At 70.3% G+C, this 19221-nt stretch carries 18 protein-coding genes; 14 read left to right on the top strand and 4 right to left on the bottom strand.

Features of this window, described 5'->3' with window-relative positions:
* Positions 1–2: 2 nt before the first annotated feature.
* On the bottom strand, positions 3–3593 hold the full coding sequence (locus ACO2Q0_RS16440) for a hydantoinase B/oxoprolinase family protein (RefSeq protein WP_423352601.1): 3591 nt from the start codon (positions 3591–3593) through the stop codon (positions 3–5).
* 68 nt (positions 3594–3661) lie between these two features.
* Here ACO2Q0_RS16440 and ACO2Q0_RS16435 point away from each other — a divergent pair, with 68 nt between their 5' ends.
* The 12 genes from ACO2Q0_RS16435 (at position 3662) to ACO2Q0_RS16380 (ending at position 12778) form a co-directional block, all read left to right on the top strand.
* Entirely contained in the window at positions 3662–4357 is a 696-nt protein-coding gene (locus ACO2Q0_RS16435; RefSeq protein ID WP_423352600.1) for a TerB family tellurite resistance protein, read from the top strand.
* 147 nt (positions 4358–4504) lie between these two features.
* On the top strand, positions 4505–4759 hold the full coding sequence (locus tag ACO2Q0_RS16430) for a hypothetical protein (RefSeq protein ID WP_423352599.1): 255 nt from the start codon (positions 4505–4507) through the stop codon (positions 4757–4759).
* Between the two features lie 118 nt (positions 4760–4877).
* Positions 4878–5561 carry a PepSY-associated TM helix domain-containing protein gene (locus tag ACO2Q0_RS16425; protein ID WP_423352598.1) on the top strand — a complete coding sequence of 228 codons (684 nt, stop codon included), beginning with the start codon at positions 4878–4880 and terminating at the stop codon, positions 5559–5561.
* Between the two features lie 9 nt (positions 5562–5570).
* Positions 5571–6092: a DUF2271 domain-containing protein gene (locus ACO2Q0_RS16420; RefSeq protein WP_423352597.1), complete on the top strand. Its 522-nt coding sequence runs from the start codon at positions 5571–5573 to the stop codon at positions 6090–6092.
* 20 nt (positions 6093–6112) lie between these two features.
* Entirely contained in the window at positions 6113–6919 is an 807-nt protein-coding gene (locus ACO2Q0_RS16415) for a DUF4198 domain-containing protein (protein ID WP_423352596.1), read from the top strand.
* A 2-nt stretch (positions 6920–6921) separates the two neighbouring features.
* Positions 6922–7908 carry an FAD:protein FMN transferase gene (locus ACO2Q0_RS16410; protein WP_423352595.1) on the top strand — a complete coding sequence of 329 codons (987 nt, stop codon included), beginning with the start codon at positions 6922–6924 and terminating at the stop codon, positions 7906–7908.
* 67 nt (positions 7909–7975) lie between these two features.
* Positions 7976–8269, top strand: coding sequence for a putative quinol monooxygenase (locus tag ACO2Q0_RS16405; RefSeq protein WP_423352594.1), 294 nt, complete (start codon positions 7976–7978; stop codon positions 8267–8269).
* 6 nt (positions 8270–8275) lie between these two features.
* Positions 8276–9499 (top strand): acyl-CoA dehydrogenase family protein, encoded by a 1224-nt coding sequence (locus tag ACO2Q0_RS16400; RefSeq protein WP_423352593.1) that lies wholly within the window; start codon positions 8276–8278, stop codon positions 9497–9499.
* Positions 9500–9615: 116 nt separating this feature from the next.
* The gene (locus ACO2Q0_RS16395) at positions 9616–10392 is read left to right on the top strand and encodes an SDR family NAD(P)-dependent oxidoreductase (protein ID WP_423352592.1); all 777 of its coding nucleotides are present in this window, start codon (positions 9616–9618) and stop codon (positions 10390–10392) included.
* 105 nt (positions 10393–10497) lie between these two features.
* Positions 10498–11616, top strand: coding sequence for a nuclear transport factor 2 family protein (locus ACO2Q0_RS16390; protein ID WP_423352591.1), 1119 nt, complete (start codon positions 10498–10500; stop codon positions 11614–11616).
* Positions 11617–11630: 14 nt separating this feature from the next.
* Positions 11631–12392, top strand: coding sequence for an SDR family NAD(P)-dependent oxidoreductase (locus ACO2Q0_RS16385; protein ID WP_423352590.1), 762 nt, complete (start codon positions 11631–11633; stop codon positions 12390–12392).
* A gap of 11 nt (positions 12393–12403) precedes the next feature.
* Positions 12404–12778, top strand: coding sequence for a nuclear transport factor 2 family protein (locus ACO2Q0_RS16380; protein ID WP_423352589.1), 375 nt, complete (start codon positions 12404–12406; stop codon positions 12776–12778).
* 10 nt (positions 12779–12788) lie between these two features.
* Here ACO2Q0_RS16380 and ACO2Q0_RS16375 read toward each other — a convergent pair whose 3' ends face one another.
* From ACO2Q0_RS16375 to ACO2Q0_RS16365, 3 genes are all read right to left on the bottom strand, one after another.
* Positions 12789–14099 carry a spinster family MFS transporter gene (locus ACO2Q0_RS16375; protein WP_423352588.1) on the bottom strand — a complete coding sequence of 437 codons (1311 nt, stop codon included), beginning with the start codon at positions 14097–14099 and terminating at the stop codon, positions 12789–12791.
* Between the two features lie 88 nt (positions 14100–14187).
* On the bottom strand, positions 14188–16392 hold the full coding sequence (locus tag ACO2Q0_RS16370) for a TonB-dependent receptor (RefSeq protein WP_423352587.1): 2205 nt from the start codon (positions 16390–16392) through the stop codon (positions 14188–14190).
* A 166-nt stretch (positions 16393–16558) separates the two neighbouring features.
* Positions 16559–17551, bottom strand: a complete 993-nt coding sequence (locus tag ACO2Q0_RS16365) for an NADP-dependent oxidoreductase (protein WP_423352586.1) — start codon at positions 17549–17551, stop codon at positions 16559–16561.
* A 118-nt stretch (positions 17552–17669) separates the two neighbouring features.
* Between ACO2Q0_RS16365 and ACO2Q0_RS16360 the strand changes: the two genes are divergently transcribed.
* Positions 17670–18206, top strand: a complete 537-nt coding sequence (locus ACO2Q0_RS16360) for an RNA polymerase sigma factor (protein ID WP_423352585.1) — start codon at positions 17670–17672, stop codon at positions 18204–18206.
* A 2-nt stretch (positions 18207–18208) separates the two neighbouring features.
* Positions 18209–19198, top strand: coding sequence for a FecR family protein (locus tag ACO2Q0_RS16355; protein WP_423352584.1), 990 nt, complete (start codon positions 18209–18211; stop codon positions 19196–19198).
* Positions 19199–19221 lie beyond the last annotated feature (23 nt).

Here is a 19221-nt window from a genome sequence, read left to right as displayed (position 1 = left end):
AGTCAGCTTCGCGCCGATCGGGCGGGAACGCCGTAACCGCCACCCCCCGGGGTTTCGATCTCGATCACGTCGCCAAGCTTCACCTTAACGGAGAAGCAGCCGGGAAGTTCACTAGCGCCGCCCGTGGCTTCGATCAAACGCTGCCGGCCGGGCAGGCCGGGTTCGCCCCCCGCCAGGCCTTGCGGCGCGTGTTCGCGGCGCGAGGAGAGCAGGGCCGCGTCCATGGGGGCGAGGAAGCGGATGCGGCGGATCGCGCCGTCGCCGCCCCGGCGTTCGCCCGCGCCGCCCGAGCCCTGGCGGACTCCGAAGGCTTCGACTCGCACCGGGAAGCGGCGCTCCAGGATCTCCGGGTCGGTGAGGCGGGAGTTGGTCATGTGCGTATGCACGGCGGCGGCGCCGTCCGCCTCCGGCGTGGCTCCCGCGCCGCCGCAGATGGTCTCGTAGTACTGCCGGGTCTCGTCGCCGAAGGTGAAGTTGTTCATGGAGCCCTGGGCGTTGGCCATGACGCCCAGCGCCGAATAGAGCGCGTCGACCACGTGCTGGCTGGTCTCGACGTTGCCGGCGACGACGGCGGCCGGCGGGCGGGGATCCAGCATCGAGCCTTCGCGGGTGCGGATCTCCAGCGGCTCCAGGCAGCCGGCGTTCAGCGGGATGTCGTCGTCCACCAGGGTGCGGAAGACGTAGAGCGCTGCGGCGTCGACGATAGCCGAGGGCGCGTTGAAGTTCGAGCCGAGCTGATCGGCGCTGCCGGTGAAGTCCAGAACGGCGGTGCGCGCCGCAGCGTCCACGGTCGTGCGCACGACGATCTCGCCGCCGCCGTCCATCGGCACGCGGGCCTCGCCGTTGGACAGCCGGCCCACGGCGCGGCGCACGGCTTCGGCGGCGTTCTCCTGGACGAAGCCCATGTAGCGGGCGACCGCCTCGGCGCCGAAGGTGCGGATCATGCCGGCGACGGCGGAGGCGCCCGCCTGGCAGGCGGCGACCTGGGCCTTCAGGTCGGCCACGTTGCGGTCCGGCGCGCGCGCGGGGTAACGCCCGGCCGCCAGCGCCTGGCGGACCTCCGCGTCGAGGAAGCGGCCGCCGGTCATGATCGGCAGGGCGTCGAGCAGGACGCCCTCCTCGTCGATCGTCTTCGAGAAGGGCGGCATGGAGCCGGGCTGAACGCCGCCGACGTCCGCATGGTGGCCACGGGCGGCGACGTAGAAGGCGGCTTGGGCGTCGGTCTCGGCCATGAAGACCGGCATCACGACGGTGATGTCGGGCAGGTGGGTGCCGCCGGCGTAGGGGTTGTTGAGCGCGAAGGCGTCTCCGGGCCGAAGCGTCGGATGGCGGTCGCGCACGGCGCGGACGCTGGCGCCCATGGAGCCCAGATGCACCGGCATGTGCGGGGCGTTGGCCACCAGCCCGCCGTCCGCGTCGAAGAGGGCGCAGGAGAAATCCAGCCGCTCCTTGATGTTCACCGAGTGCGCGGTGCGCTCCAGCGCCGCGCCCATGGCCTCGGCCACGCCCATGAAGCGACGATTGAAGAGCTCCAGGGTGACCGGATCAGGTCTGTCGAGCGCGATCGCGGTCTGCGTCGCCGCCCCGGTGCGGGTGAGACGGATCAGGCCGTCGCCCTCGCGGGTGGCCCGCCAGCCGGGCAGCACGGCGACCTGGGTGTCGCTACGGACGACCAAGGCCGGGCCGTCGATGGTCGCCAGGGCCTCGGCGTCGACGACGGGAGCGTCGTGCCACGCGCCTTGGGCGAACACCCTGGCCCGCTCGTCCCGGCGGAAGCCGGGATCGCCGCTCACCTCAGGCGCAGCGGAAGCGCTGCTCGGCTGCGGATTCTCGCCAGTCTGGTCGGAGGTCGAAGTCGCCTCGGCCTCCACCGCCGCGATCAGGATCGTCCGGTGGGTTTCGATGAAGCCGAAGAGGCGCTGGTGGGCGGCTTCGAACTCAGCCTTGGGGTCGGCGAGGGAGACGGGCAGTTCGGCGTCGGCGCCGTCGTAGCGGAGGCGCAGCGTGCGGCGGACTTTGCCCTCAGCGGCGCCCTGGTCGGCGAGATCGCGGCGGACGGCGGCCTCGGCCTGCGCGAGCAGGGCCTCGGCCCGCGCGACGCCGTCGGCGTCCAGCGGCGCCTCCAGACCGGCCTGGCGGAGCGCGGCGACCTGGGCCTGGCCGATGCCCCAGGCGGACAGCACGCTGCCGTACCTGGGGCACAGCACCTCGGCGACGCCGAGAGCCTCGGCGGTCTGGCAGGCGACCTGGCCGGCGGCGCCGCCGAAGGCCACCAGGGCGTGTTGGCGCGGGTCGAAACCGCGCTCGGTGGAGATGCGACGCACCGCCTGGGCCATCTGCTCGACGGCGACCGCGACGAAGCCCTCGGCGGCGGCCTCGACGCTTTCGGCGCCCATGGCCTCGGCCAGTTCGGCGAGTCGCGCGTAGGAGGCGGTGGGATCGAGCGGCCCATCGCCGTTCGGGCCGAAGACGTGCGGGAAGGCGCGGGGGTCGATGCGGCCCAGCACTAGATTGGCGTCGGTGACGGCGGCCGGGCCGCCGCGGCCGTAACAGGCGGGTCCCGGAGCGGCGCCGGCGCTGGCGGGGCCCGCGCGCGCGCGCATGCCGTCGAAGGTGAGCACCGAGCCGCCGCCGGCCGCCACCGTCTCGACGTCCAGCATGGGCGCGCGCAGGCGGGCGCCGGCCACGCGGGCGGTATCGCGCCGCTCCAGCGCGCCGGCGAAGCGGCAGACGTCGGTCGAGGTGCCGCCCATGTCGAAGCCCAGCACGGCCTCGGCGCCGGCCGCGTCCGCCGTGCGGGCGACGCCCACCACGCCGCCGGCGGGGCCCGAAACCACGGCGTCGCGACCGCGGAAGGCCTCGGCCCGGACCAAGCCTCCGGCTGAGGTCATGAAGAACAACGGCGCCCCGGCGACCGCATCGGCCACGCGGCGGACGTAGGCCTGCAGCACCGGCGTCAGGTAGGCGTCGGCGACCGTCGTCTCGGCCCGCGGGATGAAGCGCGGCAGGGGCGAGACCTCGGAGCTCAGCGCCACGAACTCGAAGCCTGCCTCGCGGGCGATCTCGCCGGCGGCCCGCTCGTGCGCCGGGGCCAGGTCGGAATGCAGGAAGGCGATGGCCGCCGACGTGAAGCCCTCGGCGACGGCGCGTTCCAGGGCGGCGCGCAGCGCTTCGGCGTCCAGAGGCGTAACGACCGCGCCGTCGGCGGCCAGCCGCTCGTCGGCCTCGACGACGCCGGCGTAGAGCGGCGCGGGCTTGCGGACGACGAGGGCGAAGAGATCGGGTCGCGCCTGATCGCCGATGGCCAGGGCATCGGCGAAGCCCCGCGTGATGACGAGCAGGGTCTTGGCCCCGCGGCGCTCCAGAAGGGCGTTGGTGGCGACGGTGGTGCCCATCTTGATGGCTTCAACCCGCTCGGCCGGGAACGGTGCGCCGGGGCCGACGCCCAGGATCCGACGCATGGCTTCCACCGCGGCGTCGGGATAGGCCGGCGAAGACGAGAGCAGCTTCAGCGAGGTCTCGGACCCGTCTTCCGCGCGCCCGATGACGTCGGTGAAGGTGCCGCCGCGGTCGATCCAGAAACTGAAGCGCATGTCCAAAACTTAACTCAGGCTGTGATTGTCATGGCGCGGCCATAGTCCTAAGGCTTCCGCTTAGTCACATGAGCTTCTGGCGCAAGATAGCTGGGCTCGCCGTCCGCAAGATCGATGAAGCGGAATGCGATCAATGCCCGCCCGGGCTGCCGGGTGAAGACCCCGCGTTCTCGACGGCGGTGACGGCGCTTGGCGCCAAGCTGGCCAAGGCGGACGGCGAGGCGCAGGCCCACGAGTACGACACCTTCGCCAGCGTCTTCCAGTCCGAGCCCGGCAGCGAGGGCAATGTCCGCCGCCTGTACCAGCTTGCCCGGCAGACGACGCGCGGCTTCGAAAGCTACGCGCGGCGGCTGAAGAAGCGCTACGGCGGCTGTCCTCAGCTCCTGGAGGACGTGCTGGACGGGCTGTTCCACATCGCCGCGTCGGACGGCGTGGTGACCGGGGACGAGCTCAAGTACCTGGAACGGGTCTGCGAACTGTTCGGCCTCTCGCCGCTGACGTTCCGCCGGCTGAAGGCCACCCATCTGGGCGCAGCCAACGACGATCCCTACGCGATCCTGGGCGTCGCGCCGGACGCCTCCGACGAGGCGGTGCGGGCGGCGTGGAAGGCCCAGCTTTCGGAAGCCCATCCCGATCGCGCGCGGGCGCGGGGGCTGCCGGCCGAGTTCATCGAGGTGGCAGAGGTCAAGGCTGCGCAGATCAACGCGGCGTTCGACGAGATTCTGCGCGAACGCAAGGCGATGCGGCTCGAAGGCGCGGCATAAGGCCTTGATGTCGCATCGTTCAGCCCGTGTTGAGGTTGACGGCGGGAACCTCAGGCCCGAGATAATGAGTTACAGGCTTCCTGAAGGCCTAGAGGAAGGTCGATGGTGAACCACTTCCGCACCGGATCCGCGCCCAAGGCGTCCGCGATGAGCAGCCTCGCCGCCATCGGCGCGACGCTCGCCACCGCCGCCGCCCTGGTGGTCGGAGCCATCCTGGCGGTGTTCGCCGCGGCCACTGTGGCGGTGATCGCGGTGATGACGTCGGCGCTCCTCGCCTTCGCGGGTCTGGCGCTCCGCGCGCGGCGCGTCCGCTCCCGCCGCCCGGCCGAGCCGGGGATCATCGAGGCCAAGCACCTCGGCGGCCACCATTGGGTCGCCTACGGCTGGAACGAGCGGTCGTGAGCTGACGCCGTCCCGACGGCGGCGTCCCCCACTGTTGCAGGTCCGCAAAGCTTCGACGCTTGCCACCTGCGCCGATCATGCTAATGCGAGGCGTTATTAATTAAAGGCGTCCCCTGCCTTGAACGCGCCCCTGCCCGACGCGGCCTCTGCGGAGGTCGCCGCCGCCGCCCTTGAGCGCGCCCGCGCGAAGAGGCGGGCCCAGACCCGAGCCGCCGTCCTCCGCCAGGTTGTGCAATGGCACTGGATCAGCGCCGCCGTGTGTCTCGCGGGCATGCTGCTGTTCGCGATCACTGGGATCACCCTCAACCACGCCGGCGACATCAAGGCCGAGCCCAAGACCGTGACGCGCGACGGCGAGTTGCCGGCGGACCTGCTCGGCGCGCTCAAGGCGGCCGAGGCGGCAGGGGGCGACCTGCCGGCGCCGGTGCGCGCCTGGCTGGCGTCGGAGCTGAAGGTGAAGGCGCCCGCCGGCCCGGTGGAATGGTCCCCCGGCGAGGCCTATGTTGCACTGCCCGGCCCGGGTTCGGACGGCTGGGTGACGCTGGAGAGCGCAACCGGCGCCGTCGCCTACGAGCGCACCGAGCGCGGCTGGGTCGCCTACCTCAACGATCTGCACAAGGGCCGCAACACCGGCAAGGCCTGGGCCTGGTTCATCGACATCTTCGCGGTGGCCTGCGTGCTGTTCTCGGTCACCGGTCTCCTGCTGCTGCAGCTCCACGCGCACGCGCGGAAGTCTACGTGGCCGCTGGTCGGCCTGGGGCTTCTGGTTCCCGTCCTTCTCGCCCTGTTCCTGATCCACTGAGGAGAGCGCATGCGCGCCAGGTATCCGATCGTCTTCGCCGCCGCCGGAGCGGCCGCCGCGCCCGCCGCCGCGAACGCCGCCGACCTGACGGTCAGCGTGGAGATCCCGAAGCTGAACGTCGCCGAGTATCACCGGCCCTACGTCTCGCTGTGGATCGAGGGGCCGGACCAGCAGGCCGTGAAGACGCTCGCCGTGTGGTACGACGTCAAGAAGGCGAAGAACGAAGGCGCGACCTGGCTCAAGGACATGCGCACCTGGTGGCGCAAGGCCGGCCGCAGCCTGGCCCTGCCGGCCGACGGGGTCAGCGGTCCGACGAAGGCGCCGGGCAAGCACCAGGTCGTGTTCGGCGCCGCCCAGATGGCCGGGGTCGCTCCGGGCCAATACACCCTCGCCGTCGAGGCGGCCCGCGAGGTGGGCGGCCGCGAGGTGGTCCGCGTACCCTTCGCCTGGCCCGCCAAGGGCGGGCCGAAGTCCGCATCGGCCAAGGGCTCGTCCGAGCTCGGCGCCGTCGCCGTCACCGTCAAACCCTGATCGTCCGGAGAGATCGTCCGATGCCGAAAGCCTTCCGCGCCGCCGCGGCCGCCGCCCTCCTGACCCTCGTGGTCGCCCCCGCCGCGCACGCGCACCGCGCGTGGTTCGCCCCATCCGCCACGGTGCTGTCGGGCCAGGACCCGTGGGTGACGATCGACGGGGCGGTTTCGAACGACCTGTTCTACGCCGACCACGTGCCGATGCGGATGGACGGGGTGAAGGCGCTCGGGCCCGACGGACAGCCGGTCGAGCTGAAGAACGTCTCGACGGGCAAGTACCGGTCGACCTTCGATCTCCAGCTCGCGAAACCCGGCACGTACAAGATCGCCAACGTCACCGAGGGGGCGTTCGCCTCCTACAAGCAGGGCGGCGAGACCAAGCGCTGGCGTGGCCGGGCCGAGGAGGTCGCGACAGCGATCCCGAAGGACGCCACCGAGGTGCAGGTGACGCACAACACCCGCCGTGTGGAGACCTTCGTCACCTCCGGGGCGCCCAACGACGCGGCCCTGAAGCCCACGGGCAAGGGCCTCGAGCTCGAGCCGATCACCCACCCCAACGACCTGGTGGCGAGCGAGCCTTCGAAGTTCAGGCTGCTGAACGACGGCAAGCCCGCCGCCGGCGTGGAGGTGGAGGTCGTGCTGGGCGACACCCGCTATCGCGGCAAGGGCGTGGAGCTGAAGGCGACCACGGGCGCCGACGGGACGTTCCAGGTGACCTGGCCCGAGGCCGGGCTCTACTGGCTGGAGGCCACCGTGCAAGGTCAGGAAGCCAACGGCGGCCGCCGCAGCGCGGGCTATGTCGCCACCCTCGAGGTGATGCCCGACTAGCGATGGTCCGGGTCGCCGTCCCGCTGCACGTGACGCGCGAAACCGCCAGGCCACGCGAGGGGCGGGCGGTGCGGCTGAGCGGTCCGACTATGGGCGTGAGTTGGACGCTGCAGGCGCTGGCGCCCTCGGGCCTCGGCGACGAGGCGATCCGCGAGGCGGTGCAGGGCGCCTGTGACCGCGTCGTCGCGCAGATGAGCGACTGGGAGCCCGAGAGCGACCTCTCGCGCTTCAATGTCGCGCCCGCCGGAACCTGGGTGGCGATCCCGCCGGAATTCGCCACGGTGGCGCGCGCCGCCCTGGACCTGGCCGAGGCCAGCGGCGGGGCTTTCGATCCGGGCCTGGGCGACCTGGTGCGGCTGTGGGGCTTCGGTCCGGCGGGTCCCGTCGATGAGCCGCCCGGCGCGGCGGACCTGGCGGCGGCGCGGGCCGGCTGGCGCGATCTTCGGCTGGAGGACGGCAGGCTCCTGCAACCCGGCGGCGTTCGCCTCGATCTCTCCGGCATCGCCAAGGGCTACGGCGTGGACCTGGCCGCCGAGGCGCTGACCGCGCTGGGCGTTCGCGACTACCTGCTGGAGATCGGCGGCGAGTTGCGCGGCGGCGGGGTGAAGGCCAACGGCGAGCCCTGGTGGGTGCAGGTCGAGCGGCCGCCCGAGGCGCGCCTGGACGAGCCGCCGGTGCTGATCGCCCTGCACGAGCTTTCCGTGGCCACGTCCGGGGACTGGCGGCGGACGTTCACGGCGCAGGGCCGCCGATACAGCCATACCCTCCACCCGCTGCATCGGGCGCCCGTGGCCGAGCCGCCAGCGGCCGTCACCGTTCTGCACGAGGGCTGCATGCAGGCCGATGCGCTGTGCACCGCGCTGACGGTGCTGGGGCCTGACGCCGAAGCGTTCGCCGCGCGGCGCGACGTGGCCGCCCTGTTCCTGTGGCGCACGCCCGACGGCTTCGAGGAACGGATGACGCCCGCCTTCCAGCGGCTGCTCGCCTGAAGCGACGCTTGCCGCGCACGTCCGGCGGCTCTACCGTCGGTTCAAACAAGCGTTGGAGGATGTCCAGATGACGATTGGCGTGATCGCGAAGCTGCCGATCCAGGAAGGCAAGACCGCGGAGTTCGAGGCGTTCTTCAACGAACTGGCCAAGCAGGTCCGCGCCAACGAGCCGGGCAACATCGCCTATCAGCTCACCAAGAGCCGGACCGAACCCAACGTCTACAAGGTGCTGGAGCTCTACAAGGACCAGGACGCGCTGACGCACCACGGCGGCACCGACCACTTCAAGGCCGCCGGTCCGAAGTTCGCCGCCGTGCTCGCCGGCCGGCCCGAGATCGAATACCTCGACGGCGTGGGGTGAACCGCCATGGACCTGGATTTCGCCCCTGAGGACCTCGCCTTCCGCGACGAGGTCCGCGCGTTCATCGCCGAGGCCTACGACGAAGACATGCGCGCGCGCATGGCGCAGTCCAAGAACGGCTACCTCGACAAGGCGAGCCAGGTCCGCTGGCTGAAGCGGCTGGGCGACAAGGGCTGGATCGCGCCCGACTGGCCGGTGGAGTACGGCGGCACCGGCTGGTCGCTCGGCAAGAAGTACATCTTCGACATGGAGATGGCGCTCGCCGGCGCGCCTTCGACCTCGAACATGGGGCTGAAGATGTGCGCGCCCGTGGTGATGGCCTTCGGCACCGACGAGCAGAAGCAGCAGCACCTGCCGAAGATCCTGAGCACCGACGTTTGGTGGTGCCAGGGCTATTCCGAGCCGGGCTCGGGGTCGGACCTCGCATCGCTGGCGCTGAAGGCCGAACGCGACGGCGACCACTACATCCTGAACGGCTCCAAGACCTGGACGACGCTGGCGCAGTGGGCCGACTGGATGTTCTGCCTGGTGCGCACCTCGAACGAGGACATCCGCCAGAAGGGCATCAGCTTCCTGCTGATCGACATGAAGACGCCGGGCATCACCATCCGCCCGATCCCGACGCTGGATGGTCCCGTCGAAGGCGAGCAGGAGATCAACGAGACGTTCTTCGACAACGTCCGGGTGCCGGTCTCCAACCGCATCGGCAAGGAAGGCGAGGGCTGGACCTACGCCAAGTACCTGCTGCAGTTCGAGCGCGGCAACGCCTATGCGCCGGGCCTGCAGAACCAGCTCCGCAAGGTGCGCAAGATCGCCAGCCTGGAGCGGTCGGACCGCGGTGGCTCCATGCTTTCCGACCCCGACTTCCGCCGGAAGCTGGCCGAGGTCGAGATCAAGGTCGAGGCGCTGAACGCCACAGAGCTGCGCATCTTCGCCGGCCGCGCCAACGGCGAGGCCATGGGCGCAGTCTCGTCGATGCTGAAGCTGGAAGGCAGCCAGATGCAGCAGGCGATCACCGAACTGGCCCTGGAGGCGGCGGGGGTCTACGCCCAGCCCTTCGTCCGCGACACCTGGGAGATGCTGCGCCCCGAGGGGAACACGTTCCGCGCCGGCCCGGACTACGCGGCCACCGTGGCGCCCCAGTACTTCAACTATCGCAAGACCTCGATCTACGCCGGCTCGAACGAGATCCAGCACAACATCATGGCCAAGATGGTCCTGGGGTTGTGACGGCGCGGATCCGCTGACACCGGCCTGGCCGCGAGCTGGTCGCCGGTCGGCGGCCCCTGGACATCGAGCGTCCTCCGCTATCAATTAGCCTTCTAAGCATTTGCGGAGGGCGACGGATGGCACTCGAAGGCAAGGTCGCGCTGGTGACGGGCGCCGCCCGGTGGCTGGGCCGGGGCTATGCAGAGGCCTTCGCCGCCCGGGGCGCGGCCGTGATCGTCGCCGACATCAACGCCGAGGGCGCCGAGGCGGTGGCCCGGGACATCTGCAACGCCGGGGGCCGGGCTGCGGCCGTGGCGGTGGACGTCGCCTCGGAGAGCTCCGTCGAGGCGGCCTTCGCCGAAGCCCGCAAGCCGTTTGGCGAAATCTCCATCCTGGTGAACAACGCCGGCGGCCTCTTCGCCCCGACGCAAGCGGCCGAAACCTTCTCCCTGGACCAATGGTCGAAGGCGATCGCCGTCAATTTGACGGGCTCGTGGCTCTGCGCGCGGGCGGCGATCCCGGCCATGAAGGCCGCCCGCTGGGGCCGGATCATCAACATCACCTCGACGACGCTGGACTACGGCCTGCCGACCGAGATGGCGCCGTACATCTCGTCCAAGGGCGGCGTCATGGGGTTGACCCGTGCGCTGGCCCGCGAACTCGGCCGCTTCGACATCACGGTCAACGCCGTGGCGCCCGGGCTGATCCAGCCGAAGGTCGGACGCGAGGGACGCGTCAGCCTGTCGGAGGAGAAGCTGAAGAGCATCTTCGACCTGGTCATCGCCAATCAGTGCATCCCGCGGCAGGGCGAGGTGGCGGATCTCGCCGGCGCCGTCGCCTTCCTGGCTTCGGACGACGCCCGCTTCATCACCGGCCAGGTGCTGAATGTGGACGGAGGATGGGCGCTGAAATAGCCCGCCGCGGCGTCTCCGCCGAGTTGCCATCCGCGGGCAACTGCCTTTTAGTTAGAAATCTAAGTGATGAGCCGCGCGCAAGCGGACACGACCGGGAGGAAGATCATGCCGGGCCACGCGTCCGACTACGGGCTGGAGGCGCTCGCCGCCCGCGCCGAGATCACCGACGTGATCTACCGCTACTGCCACGCCACCGACCGCCGGCAGTGGTGGCTGATGGACACCGTTTTCCACGAGGACGCCAGGTGCCAGCTCTCCGTGATCGGCGGCGACTGGCGTGAATTCGTCCGCCAGGGGGAGGCGCTGCTGAAGCCGGTCGGCGTGACCCATCACCAGGTCGGCAACATCCTGATCGCGCTGGACGGCGATGTCGCCCACACCGAAACCTACCTGACCGCTTTCCATCGCGTGCCGGCCGATGCGCCGCCGGGCGGGCCCTTCGGCGGAACGGGCGAGGCCTATGACGCCGTGTTCGGCGCCCGCTACGTGGATCGCTTCGAGAAGCGCGACGGCGTCTGGAAGATCGCCGAGCGGCAGTCGCGGGCGGAGTATCGCCACTACCGCCCGGTCGCCGAGGGCGGGCTGTCCGAGACGGCGGAGCAGTTCCGCGGACAGTGGGGCGACGCCGATGCGGCGCGGCCGCTGAGCGCGCCCTGGCGAGGCCGCCGGTCCGCCGCGCCCACCCTGGAAGTGCTGGCGGCGCGAGCGGAGATCGCCGACGTGGTCAACCGCTTTGCTCACATGGTCGATCGGCATCAGTGGGAGCTGGCGGACGAGGTCTTCCACCGGGACGCCACGTCGCGCTTCCTCGACTCCGTCCGGACCGTCGACCAGTTCCTGGAGAACGGCCGCAACCTACTGGGCCCTCTCAGCGGGACACTCCACCAGACCGGCAACATGCTGATCGAGGTGGAGGGCGACACCGCCTGGTGCGAGACCTACGTCACCGCATTCCACGCTGTCCCCACGACGGCGCCCAGGGGTGCGTTCTGGGGCGGGCGCGACGAACCCTACGAGGGGATCGCCGGCGGCCGCTACGTCGACCGGCTCGAGCGCCGCGACGGGCGCTGGAAGATCGCCGAGCGCCAGACCCTCGTGGAATGGCGCCACGACCAGCCGGTCCGCGACGGCGGCCTGGGCGGCGTCCCGGCCGAGTTCCGCGGCCAGCGGGGTGACGCCGACGTCGCCCGCCCGGTGGTGGCGCGGTTTCTTGATCGCAAGTGACGGGAGTGTAGCCGATGCCAGGCCGCCTTGAAGGCAAGGTCGCAATCATCACCGGAACCGGCAGCGGCATGGGCCGCGCCGCCGCCCGGCTCTTCGCCCGCGAGGGGGCCAAGGTTGTCGGCTGCGATATCAATCCGGCCGGCGGCCGCACCGCCGACGAGGTCAGCGCCGAGGGCGGCGAGATGGTCTCGCTGCAGCCGGTCGACCTGTCGGTCCCGGAAGGCGCCGAACGCCTGGTCGCCTTCGCCATCGAGCACTACGGCGCCATCGACGTGGTCTACAACAACGCCGCGATGGCCTATTTCGCCATGGTCCCGGACATGGACTACGAGACGTTCAACCGGACCCAGCGCGAGGAGGTGGACATCATCTTCCACCTCTGCCGGGCCGCGTGGCCTCACTTGGTCGCCCGCGGCGGCGGCTCGATCATCAACACCGCGTCGACGGCGGCGAAGAAGGGCTCCACCGCTCAGGGCATGCTGGCGCATTCGGCGGCCAAGGGCGCGGTGACGGCCATGACCCGGCAGTACGCCGCCGAAGGCGGCAAGCATCGCATCCGGGCCAACACCATCTCGCCCGGCATGATCCGCTCGGCCCAGACCGAGCCTCTGATGAAGCAGGAGGGATGGACCGAACGCGCCATCGCCCGGCAGCTCATCAAGCGGATCGGCGAGCCCGAAGACGTGGCGCAGGCGGCTCTGTTCCTGGCCTCGGACGAGAGCGGCTTCATCACCGGAGCCGACATCGCCGTCGACGGCGGCGGCATGGCCAACTGAGGAGCGGACGGATGACCAACCTGGAAATGCTGAAGCGCATCTACGCCAAGGACCGCGAGGTCCTCTGGGGCGCCATGCGCGACGACTTCACCGTCCACTCACCGGGTCAGAACATCCTGGCGGGGACATATGTGGGGCCCGAAGCCTTCAAGGCGCACATCGCCCGCATCCACGCCGAGACCAACAACACCTTCCACGAAGAGCTGCAGGGCACGTACTTTGCCGATGACACCTGGGGGCTCGTCGTCCACCGCATGACCGCCGAGCGGAAGGGCAAGACCCTCGACACCTGGGGTTTCGGCCTCTGGCGGTTCGAAGACGGCAAGCTCACCGACCATTGGGAGAGCGTCGGCGACCAGGCGCACTGGGACGACTTCTGGTCCTGACGTCAGGGCCTCAGGCGGCGTCGCGGACCACGGCCTCGGCGTCGCCCACCACATGCCGCAGCTGGGCCAGGTAGCAGAGCGCCGCGATCACCGCGACGGGCGTCACGCCGAGCATCGCGACCCGGAGGGAGTCGGCGACCCCGTCGGCCGCCAGCAGGTCGCTGAGCAGGCCGATCGCGAGCGGCCCGCCGCCTTGCCCCACGATGTTGAAGGCCAGCATCAGCAGGGCGGTCACCGTCGCCCGCGCGGCCACCGGCGAAAGATTCTGCACCAGGGCCAACGCCGGCGCGACGTAGATCGTCGACAGGATCATCGGCACGACCAGCAGGGCCAGCGCGGTCTGCCAGTCGGGAGCGACGAGCGCCAGGGCCAGGGTGGGCGCGGTGAAGAGCATCGAGAGGCCGGGAATCCAGGCGTAGGCCTTGAGGCTGCGCCGCGAGGCCCAGTTCACCAGCGCCCCGCCGCCTGCGATGCCGATGCCGAAGCAGAGGCCCGCCGCCGGGCCGAACCACTTGGCCACCTCGGTCAGGGGCATGCCCTGGACCCGCATCAGATAGGCGGGGATCCAGGCCAGCATCCCCGTGCTGACGAAGGCCGCAAGCGCACTGGAGACCACCAGCCACCGCAGGGTGGGCCGCGAGATGAAGACGCGGGCCGTGGCGCCCAGCGGCTGCGGCTTCACATGTTCGGCGGCGACAGGGTCGAGACCGCCGCGGGCCGGCTCGCGGACCAGGAGCAGCAGCAGCGCGGCGGCGACCGCGCCGACGCCCGCCACCAGCAGGAAGGCCGTGCGCCAGCCGTATTCCGCGGCCGCCCACCCGCCGAAGCTCGCGCCGACGAAGACGCCGAGCGGCCCATTGGCGGTGAAGAGGCCGAAGATCGCCGGGCGCATCCGAGGCGGATAGTAGTCGGCGAGGATCGACAGAGACGGCGCGGTGCCGCCCGCCTCGCCGACCCCGACGCCGAACCGGGCGAGCGCCAGATGCAGGAACGAGCCCGCGAACGCGCAGGCGCCGGTGAACAGGCTCCAGACCACGCAGCACAGACCGACCAGCCGTACGCGGTTGGTGCGGTCGGCGAGCATGGCCGCGGGCACGCCCATGATCGCGTAGAAGAACGCGAAGGCCAGCCCCGTGAGCAGCCCGAGCTGGGTGTCGGTGAGTCCGAGATCCTGGCGGATGGGCTCGGCGAGCACCGACAGGATCTGCCGGTCCATGAAGTTCGTCGTGCCGACCGCCGTCAGCAGCACAAGGGCGAGGACGCGCCCCGGTCTGACGGAAGCGTTCGCGGCCCCTGGGGCGGCCGTGGCGGAAGACGTCATTGGACCCTCATGATGCTTCCGGCCGCGAAACCTGGAGGTCGGGGCCTTGCGGTTCGGCGGCGGGCCTTGTGAGCCCGCCGCCTCCGGATCAGAACTTCACGCCGGCTTCGATCGAGATGTTGCGACCCGGCTCGACCCAGTAGAGCGCGCGAGTCACCGGCGCGACCGGAGCGGGGAGGCGGAAGGAGCCGCTGGTGGTGATCTCGTCGGTGAGGTTGGTGCCGACCAGGGCGACGTGCCACGGACCGTCCTCGGGGGCGAGTTCGATGCGGCCGTCGAGCTTGGAGTAGCCCTTCTGCAGGCCGTAATCGCGGCTCTGGTCGTCGGAGTTGAAGAACTTGGAGCGGCTGTTGACCGACAGCATCGAGGTCAACTGGAGGCCGTTCGGGAGTTCGGCGACGTACTGCACCCGGATCATGCTGCTCCACTTGGAGATGTTCGGCAGCGGATAGCCCTTCAGGTTGTTGGCCAGCACGCTGGCTGGGACCGTCGGGTTGCACACGGTGATCGGCTGGGTGGCGAGGCACTGGGCGCCCGGGTAGTCGTCGTACTTGACGTCCTGGTAGGCGCCGTTGGCCGTCACGGTGAGGTTCCGCACCGGGCTCCACACCACCGAGGCCTCGACGCCGGTGCTGCTCGCCTTCGCGGCGTTGCCGACGATGTAGCTCTGGATGTTCGAGTTGTAGGTCGAGACCTGCAGGTCCTCGAACTTGGTCTTGTAGACCGCGGCGTTGACCACCAGCGTCCCATCGGCGAGGGTGCTCTTCACGCCGGCCTCGATGTTCTCGGACTTCTCGGGCTTGAAGGTGAAGGTCGCGTTGGTCGTGCCGTAGGTGTTCGACACGAAGCCCCCGGATTTCGAGCCCTGGCCATAGGTGGCGTAGACCATCACCCGTGGCGCGACGTCGTACTGGACGGTGACCGACGGGTCGATGTTGCCTTCGGAGATGTTGTTCCGCGCCGAGGTGATCGGCCGGAACGGGAACGGGCCCAGCAGCGACTTGGTCGTGAAATCGCCGCGCTTCTTCGTGTGCGAATAGCGCAGGCTGCCCAGCAGGCGCAGCTGCTCGGAGATGTTGAAGGTGCCCTGACCGAAGACCGACCAGGATTCGGCCTGCTGCTTGAAGTGGCTGTAGGGCATGAAATTGCCCAGGCCGGCGATCGAGTAGTAGTTGTACTGATCGACCATGTATTGCTGGTTGTCGTAGTAGGCGCCCACGATCCAGTCGAGTGTCTGGTCGCCCGGAGATTGCAGGCGCAGTTCCTGCGACCACTGCTGGAAGCGTTCCGGATAGTTGTTCGACACGGTGTGCGGGAAGACGCCGCCCGCCGGGTTGGTCTGGTCGAAGTCGTTGGTGTGCTTGGCCTTGAAGGTCGAGAAGCCCGTCACGGACACCAGGGTCAGGTCGCCGACCTGCAGGTTGCCGGTGCCGGAGACGTTCCAGGCGAAGGTGTCGAACCCGGCTTCGCCGAGCGGGCCGTCGGTGGTGTAGCGGGTCAGCTTCGGCTGCTGGCCGCCGGTCAGCGGGCCGGCGACGGTGACGTTGCCGCGCTGGACCGACTGGCTGTATTCGACCTTGCCCGTGTAATCGAAGACGTCGTTCGGCGCGTAGCGGAGGATCACCCGGGCCAGGGCCTGTTTGTTGCTCGTCTCCTCGCGGCCGTTCTGGCCGGTGTTCTTCACGTAGCCGTCCTTGTCGAGCAGCTTGGCCGCCACGCGGATGCCCAGGCTGTCGTTGATCGGACCGGAGACGTAGCCCCAGGCTTCGGGACCCTTCTCGTCGAAATTGTACACGCCCGTCACCGCGCCTTCGAACTCGCGGGTTGGCATGGCGGAGATGATGGCGATGGCGCCGGCGGCGGTGTTCTTGCCGAACAGCGCCCCTTGGGGACCGCGCAGCACCTCGACCCGCTGCAGGTCGAAGAACGGGGCCATGAACTGCCGGCTGCGCCCGGCGTAGACGCCGTCGACGTAGAGGCTGACCGCCTGGTCGAAAGAATAGTTCTGCGACGGCGAGCCGAAGCCGCGGATGTAGATCACGTCATTGCCGCCGATGTTGCCGACATTGACGTTCGGCACGCTGAGCTGGCGGAAGGTGTCGGTGTGCAGCGCCTCGATGGCCTCGGCGGACACCACCTCCATGGAGATCGGCACGTCCTGCACGTTCTCGGCGCGCTTCTGGGCCGTCACCACGACCTCGCCGATGCTGGTCCCTGCCTGGTCCGCCGCCAGGGCGGCTGTGGCCAGCGCGCTCGCGAGCGCCGTCGTCACGAATAGAATCCGGGCGTTCATTCCGTTGCCTCCCCTGTGCGCCAGCCCGCGTCTACGCGCGACGTCTGGTCGGTTGTGCGAAGGATCGACGCCTCTGGACCGGCCAATCCTTAGACTTAAAATTAGATATCTAAGTTTCTAAGTCAACGGGGGCGCTTCGGCCCCGCCCTTCCGCCTTTAGAGCGCGTCAGACCTTCACCATCAGCTTGCCGACCTGGGCGCCGCCGAACAGCAGCCGGAGGGCCTCGGGGAACCGCTCCAGTCCGTCCTCGACGTGCTCGCGCGCGACGATCGAGCCGTCGGCCAGCCAGTCCGCCAAGGCGTCGCGGGCTTCCAGGAAGCGGGCGCCGTAGTCGTAAACGGAAAAGCCTTCCATCCGGCCGCGGGTCTCGAGCAGCTTCAGGTGGTTCCTGATGCCGATCCGGCCGACGTCGTTGTAGTGAGCCACGCCCCCGCAAAGCGGGACGCGCGCCTTGAACGCCAGGTGCAGCAGCACCTCGTCGAGCACGGCCCCGCCCACATTGTCGAAGAAGACGTCGACGCCTTTCGGCGCCAGCTCGACGAGCCGCTCGCCGATGCTGCCTTCGCGGTAGTCGATGCAGGCGTCGAAGCCGAGGTCGTCGACGACGTGGGCGCACTTCTCCGCGCCGCCGGCGATCCCGACCACGCGGCACCCCTTCAGCCTGGCGATCTGGCCCGCGACGCCGCCGACAGCGCCCGCGGCGGCGGAAACCACGACGGTTTCCCCAGGCTGCGGACGACCGATGTCGAGCAGCCCGAAATAGGCGGTGAAGCCGGTCATGCCGAGGACGCCGAGATAGCGGGGCAGGGGCGCCAGGTGCGGATCGACCTTCATCAGGCCGGCGGCGGGACCGGTGAAATGGCTCTGGACGCCCAGCAGGCCTTCGATGTGGTCGCCCGGCGCGAAGGCGGACGAACGGCTCTCCAGCACCTCGCCCACCGCCCGTGCTCGCGGCGTGTCCCCGAGCTGCAGCGGCGGCAGATAGGCGCCGCCGGCTTCCATCTGGCTGCGCAGCGAGGGGGAGACCGAGACGTAGCGCACGGCCACCAGCACCTCCCCGTCGCCCGGCGGCGCCACGGCTTCTTCGCGGACCTCCCAGTCCGTTGGCTGCGGCAAGCCCGACGGCCGCGCGCGCAGGCGGATGATGGTCTTTTGCACTCTCGCCTCCATCGATTAGATACCAAAGTATCGGGATGCGGAGCGTTGGCCAGCGCCGGGAGGTCGTCTCCGGTCGGCGTGAAGTGAGGACTCCCAGCCGGCGAGCGTCTAAGAGGCCATGAGATCGGCTCCGGAGCCCGTGTCCTTGCCGAGGATTGCGCAGGTCGACGACATCGCTCGCCGCTTCAGCGGGCCGCTGGCGCGCTACTTCGGCGCACGCGCGCGGCGTGGCGCGGACGTGGACGACCTCGTGCAGGAGGTGTTCCTGCGCCTTGCCCGGCGCGCCGACGACGCACCGGTGGAGATGGTCGAGGGCTATATCTTCACCGTGGCGAACAGCGTGCTCATGGACAGCCACCGGCGGGCTGCCCGCCGCCTGCCGGAGGCGTTCGATCCGACCGGCGAGCTGGCCGGGCGCGGGGCTCCCGAGGAACGTTCCCCAGAGCGCATCGTGCTGGGGCAGGAGGAGCTGGCGGCGGTCGAGCGCGCGCTGCTCGAGCTGCCGGAGCGGACCCGTATCGTCTTCGCCCTGAACCGCTACGAGGAGCACACCTATCAGGAGATCGCCCGAAGCCTCGGCGTCTCGGTGAGCGCGGTCGAGAAGCACATGATCCGGGCCCTCGCCCACCTGGCGCGGCGGAGGCGGGAGCTGTGAGCGTGTCCGCCGACCTGCATGACATTGCGGCCGAGTGGTTCGCGCGCAGCCGCGGCGCCGACTGGAGCGCCGCCGAAGCCGAGCGGATGGAGGCTTGGCTCGCCGCCGATCCGCGCCACCGGGCGAGCTACGACGACGTCGCCGAGGCGTGGGCGGCGAGCCGGGAGATCGCCGCCTCGCCGGCGGTGCGTGGCCTGCGCGGTGAGGCGCTCGCGGCCTTCCGCCGTCCGAAGCGCCGGCGCATGCCGGCCTGGCTGCAGCTCGCCGCGGCGGTGCTGGCCTTCGTCGTGCTGGGCGCCGGCGTCCTGACCGCCACACGTTTCACGAGCCCGACGCCGGATGTGCAGGTCTATCGCACCGACGTCGGAGAGCGGGCGACGGTCACCCTCGCCGACGGATCGCAGGCGACCCTGAACACCGCCAGCGCCTTGGCGGTCGAGTACACGCCCACGCGCCGGGGCCTGAGGCTGATCTCGGGCGAAGCCTGGTTCGACGTGGCGAAGAACCCGTCGCGGCCGTTCGTGGTCACCGCAGGCGCCCACACCGTCACCGCCACCGGGACGTCCTTCGATGTGCGCCTGGGAACGGACCGGCTCGCCGTCGCCGTCTCGGAAGGACGGGTGGTCGTCGCCGCGGCGGACGAGACGCCGTTGACGGCGGTGACGGCGGGGCAGCAGGCGCAGGTCGGCGGCGGGCGCGTCACGCTGTCGAGCGGCGGTCCGCTGGCCGGCGACTGGCGCGGCGGACGGCTGCAGTTCGAAGCGGTGACCTTGGCGCAAGCCGTCGCGGAGATGAACCGCTATCGGCGAACGCCCATCGTGCTCGACGACCCGGGCGTGGGCGCACTGCGGGTCAGCGGGGTGTTCGAGGCCGGTGAGGACTCGGGCTTCCTGGACGCGCTGCCTCTGACGCACCCTGTCCGCGTGACGCCGTCGGCCCAGGCGGTGCATCTGGCCTGGCGCGGCGCGAAGAAAAATCCGTCCGGCCCGTGAGGACTTGCGGCGACGCGGCGTCT

The sequence above is a fragment of the Phenylobacterium sp. VNQ135 genome, from assembly GCF_049445735.1.
Classification (GTDB): Bacteria; Pseudomonadota; Alphaproteobacteria; order Caulobacterales; family Caulobacteraceae; genus Phenylobacterium.
The sequence above is the reverse complement of the archived record's forward strand: the minus strand, read 5'-3'. Positions and strand labels throughout refer to the sequence as shown.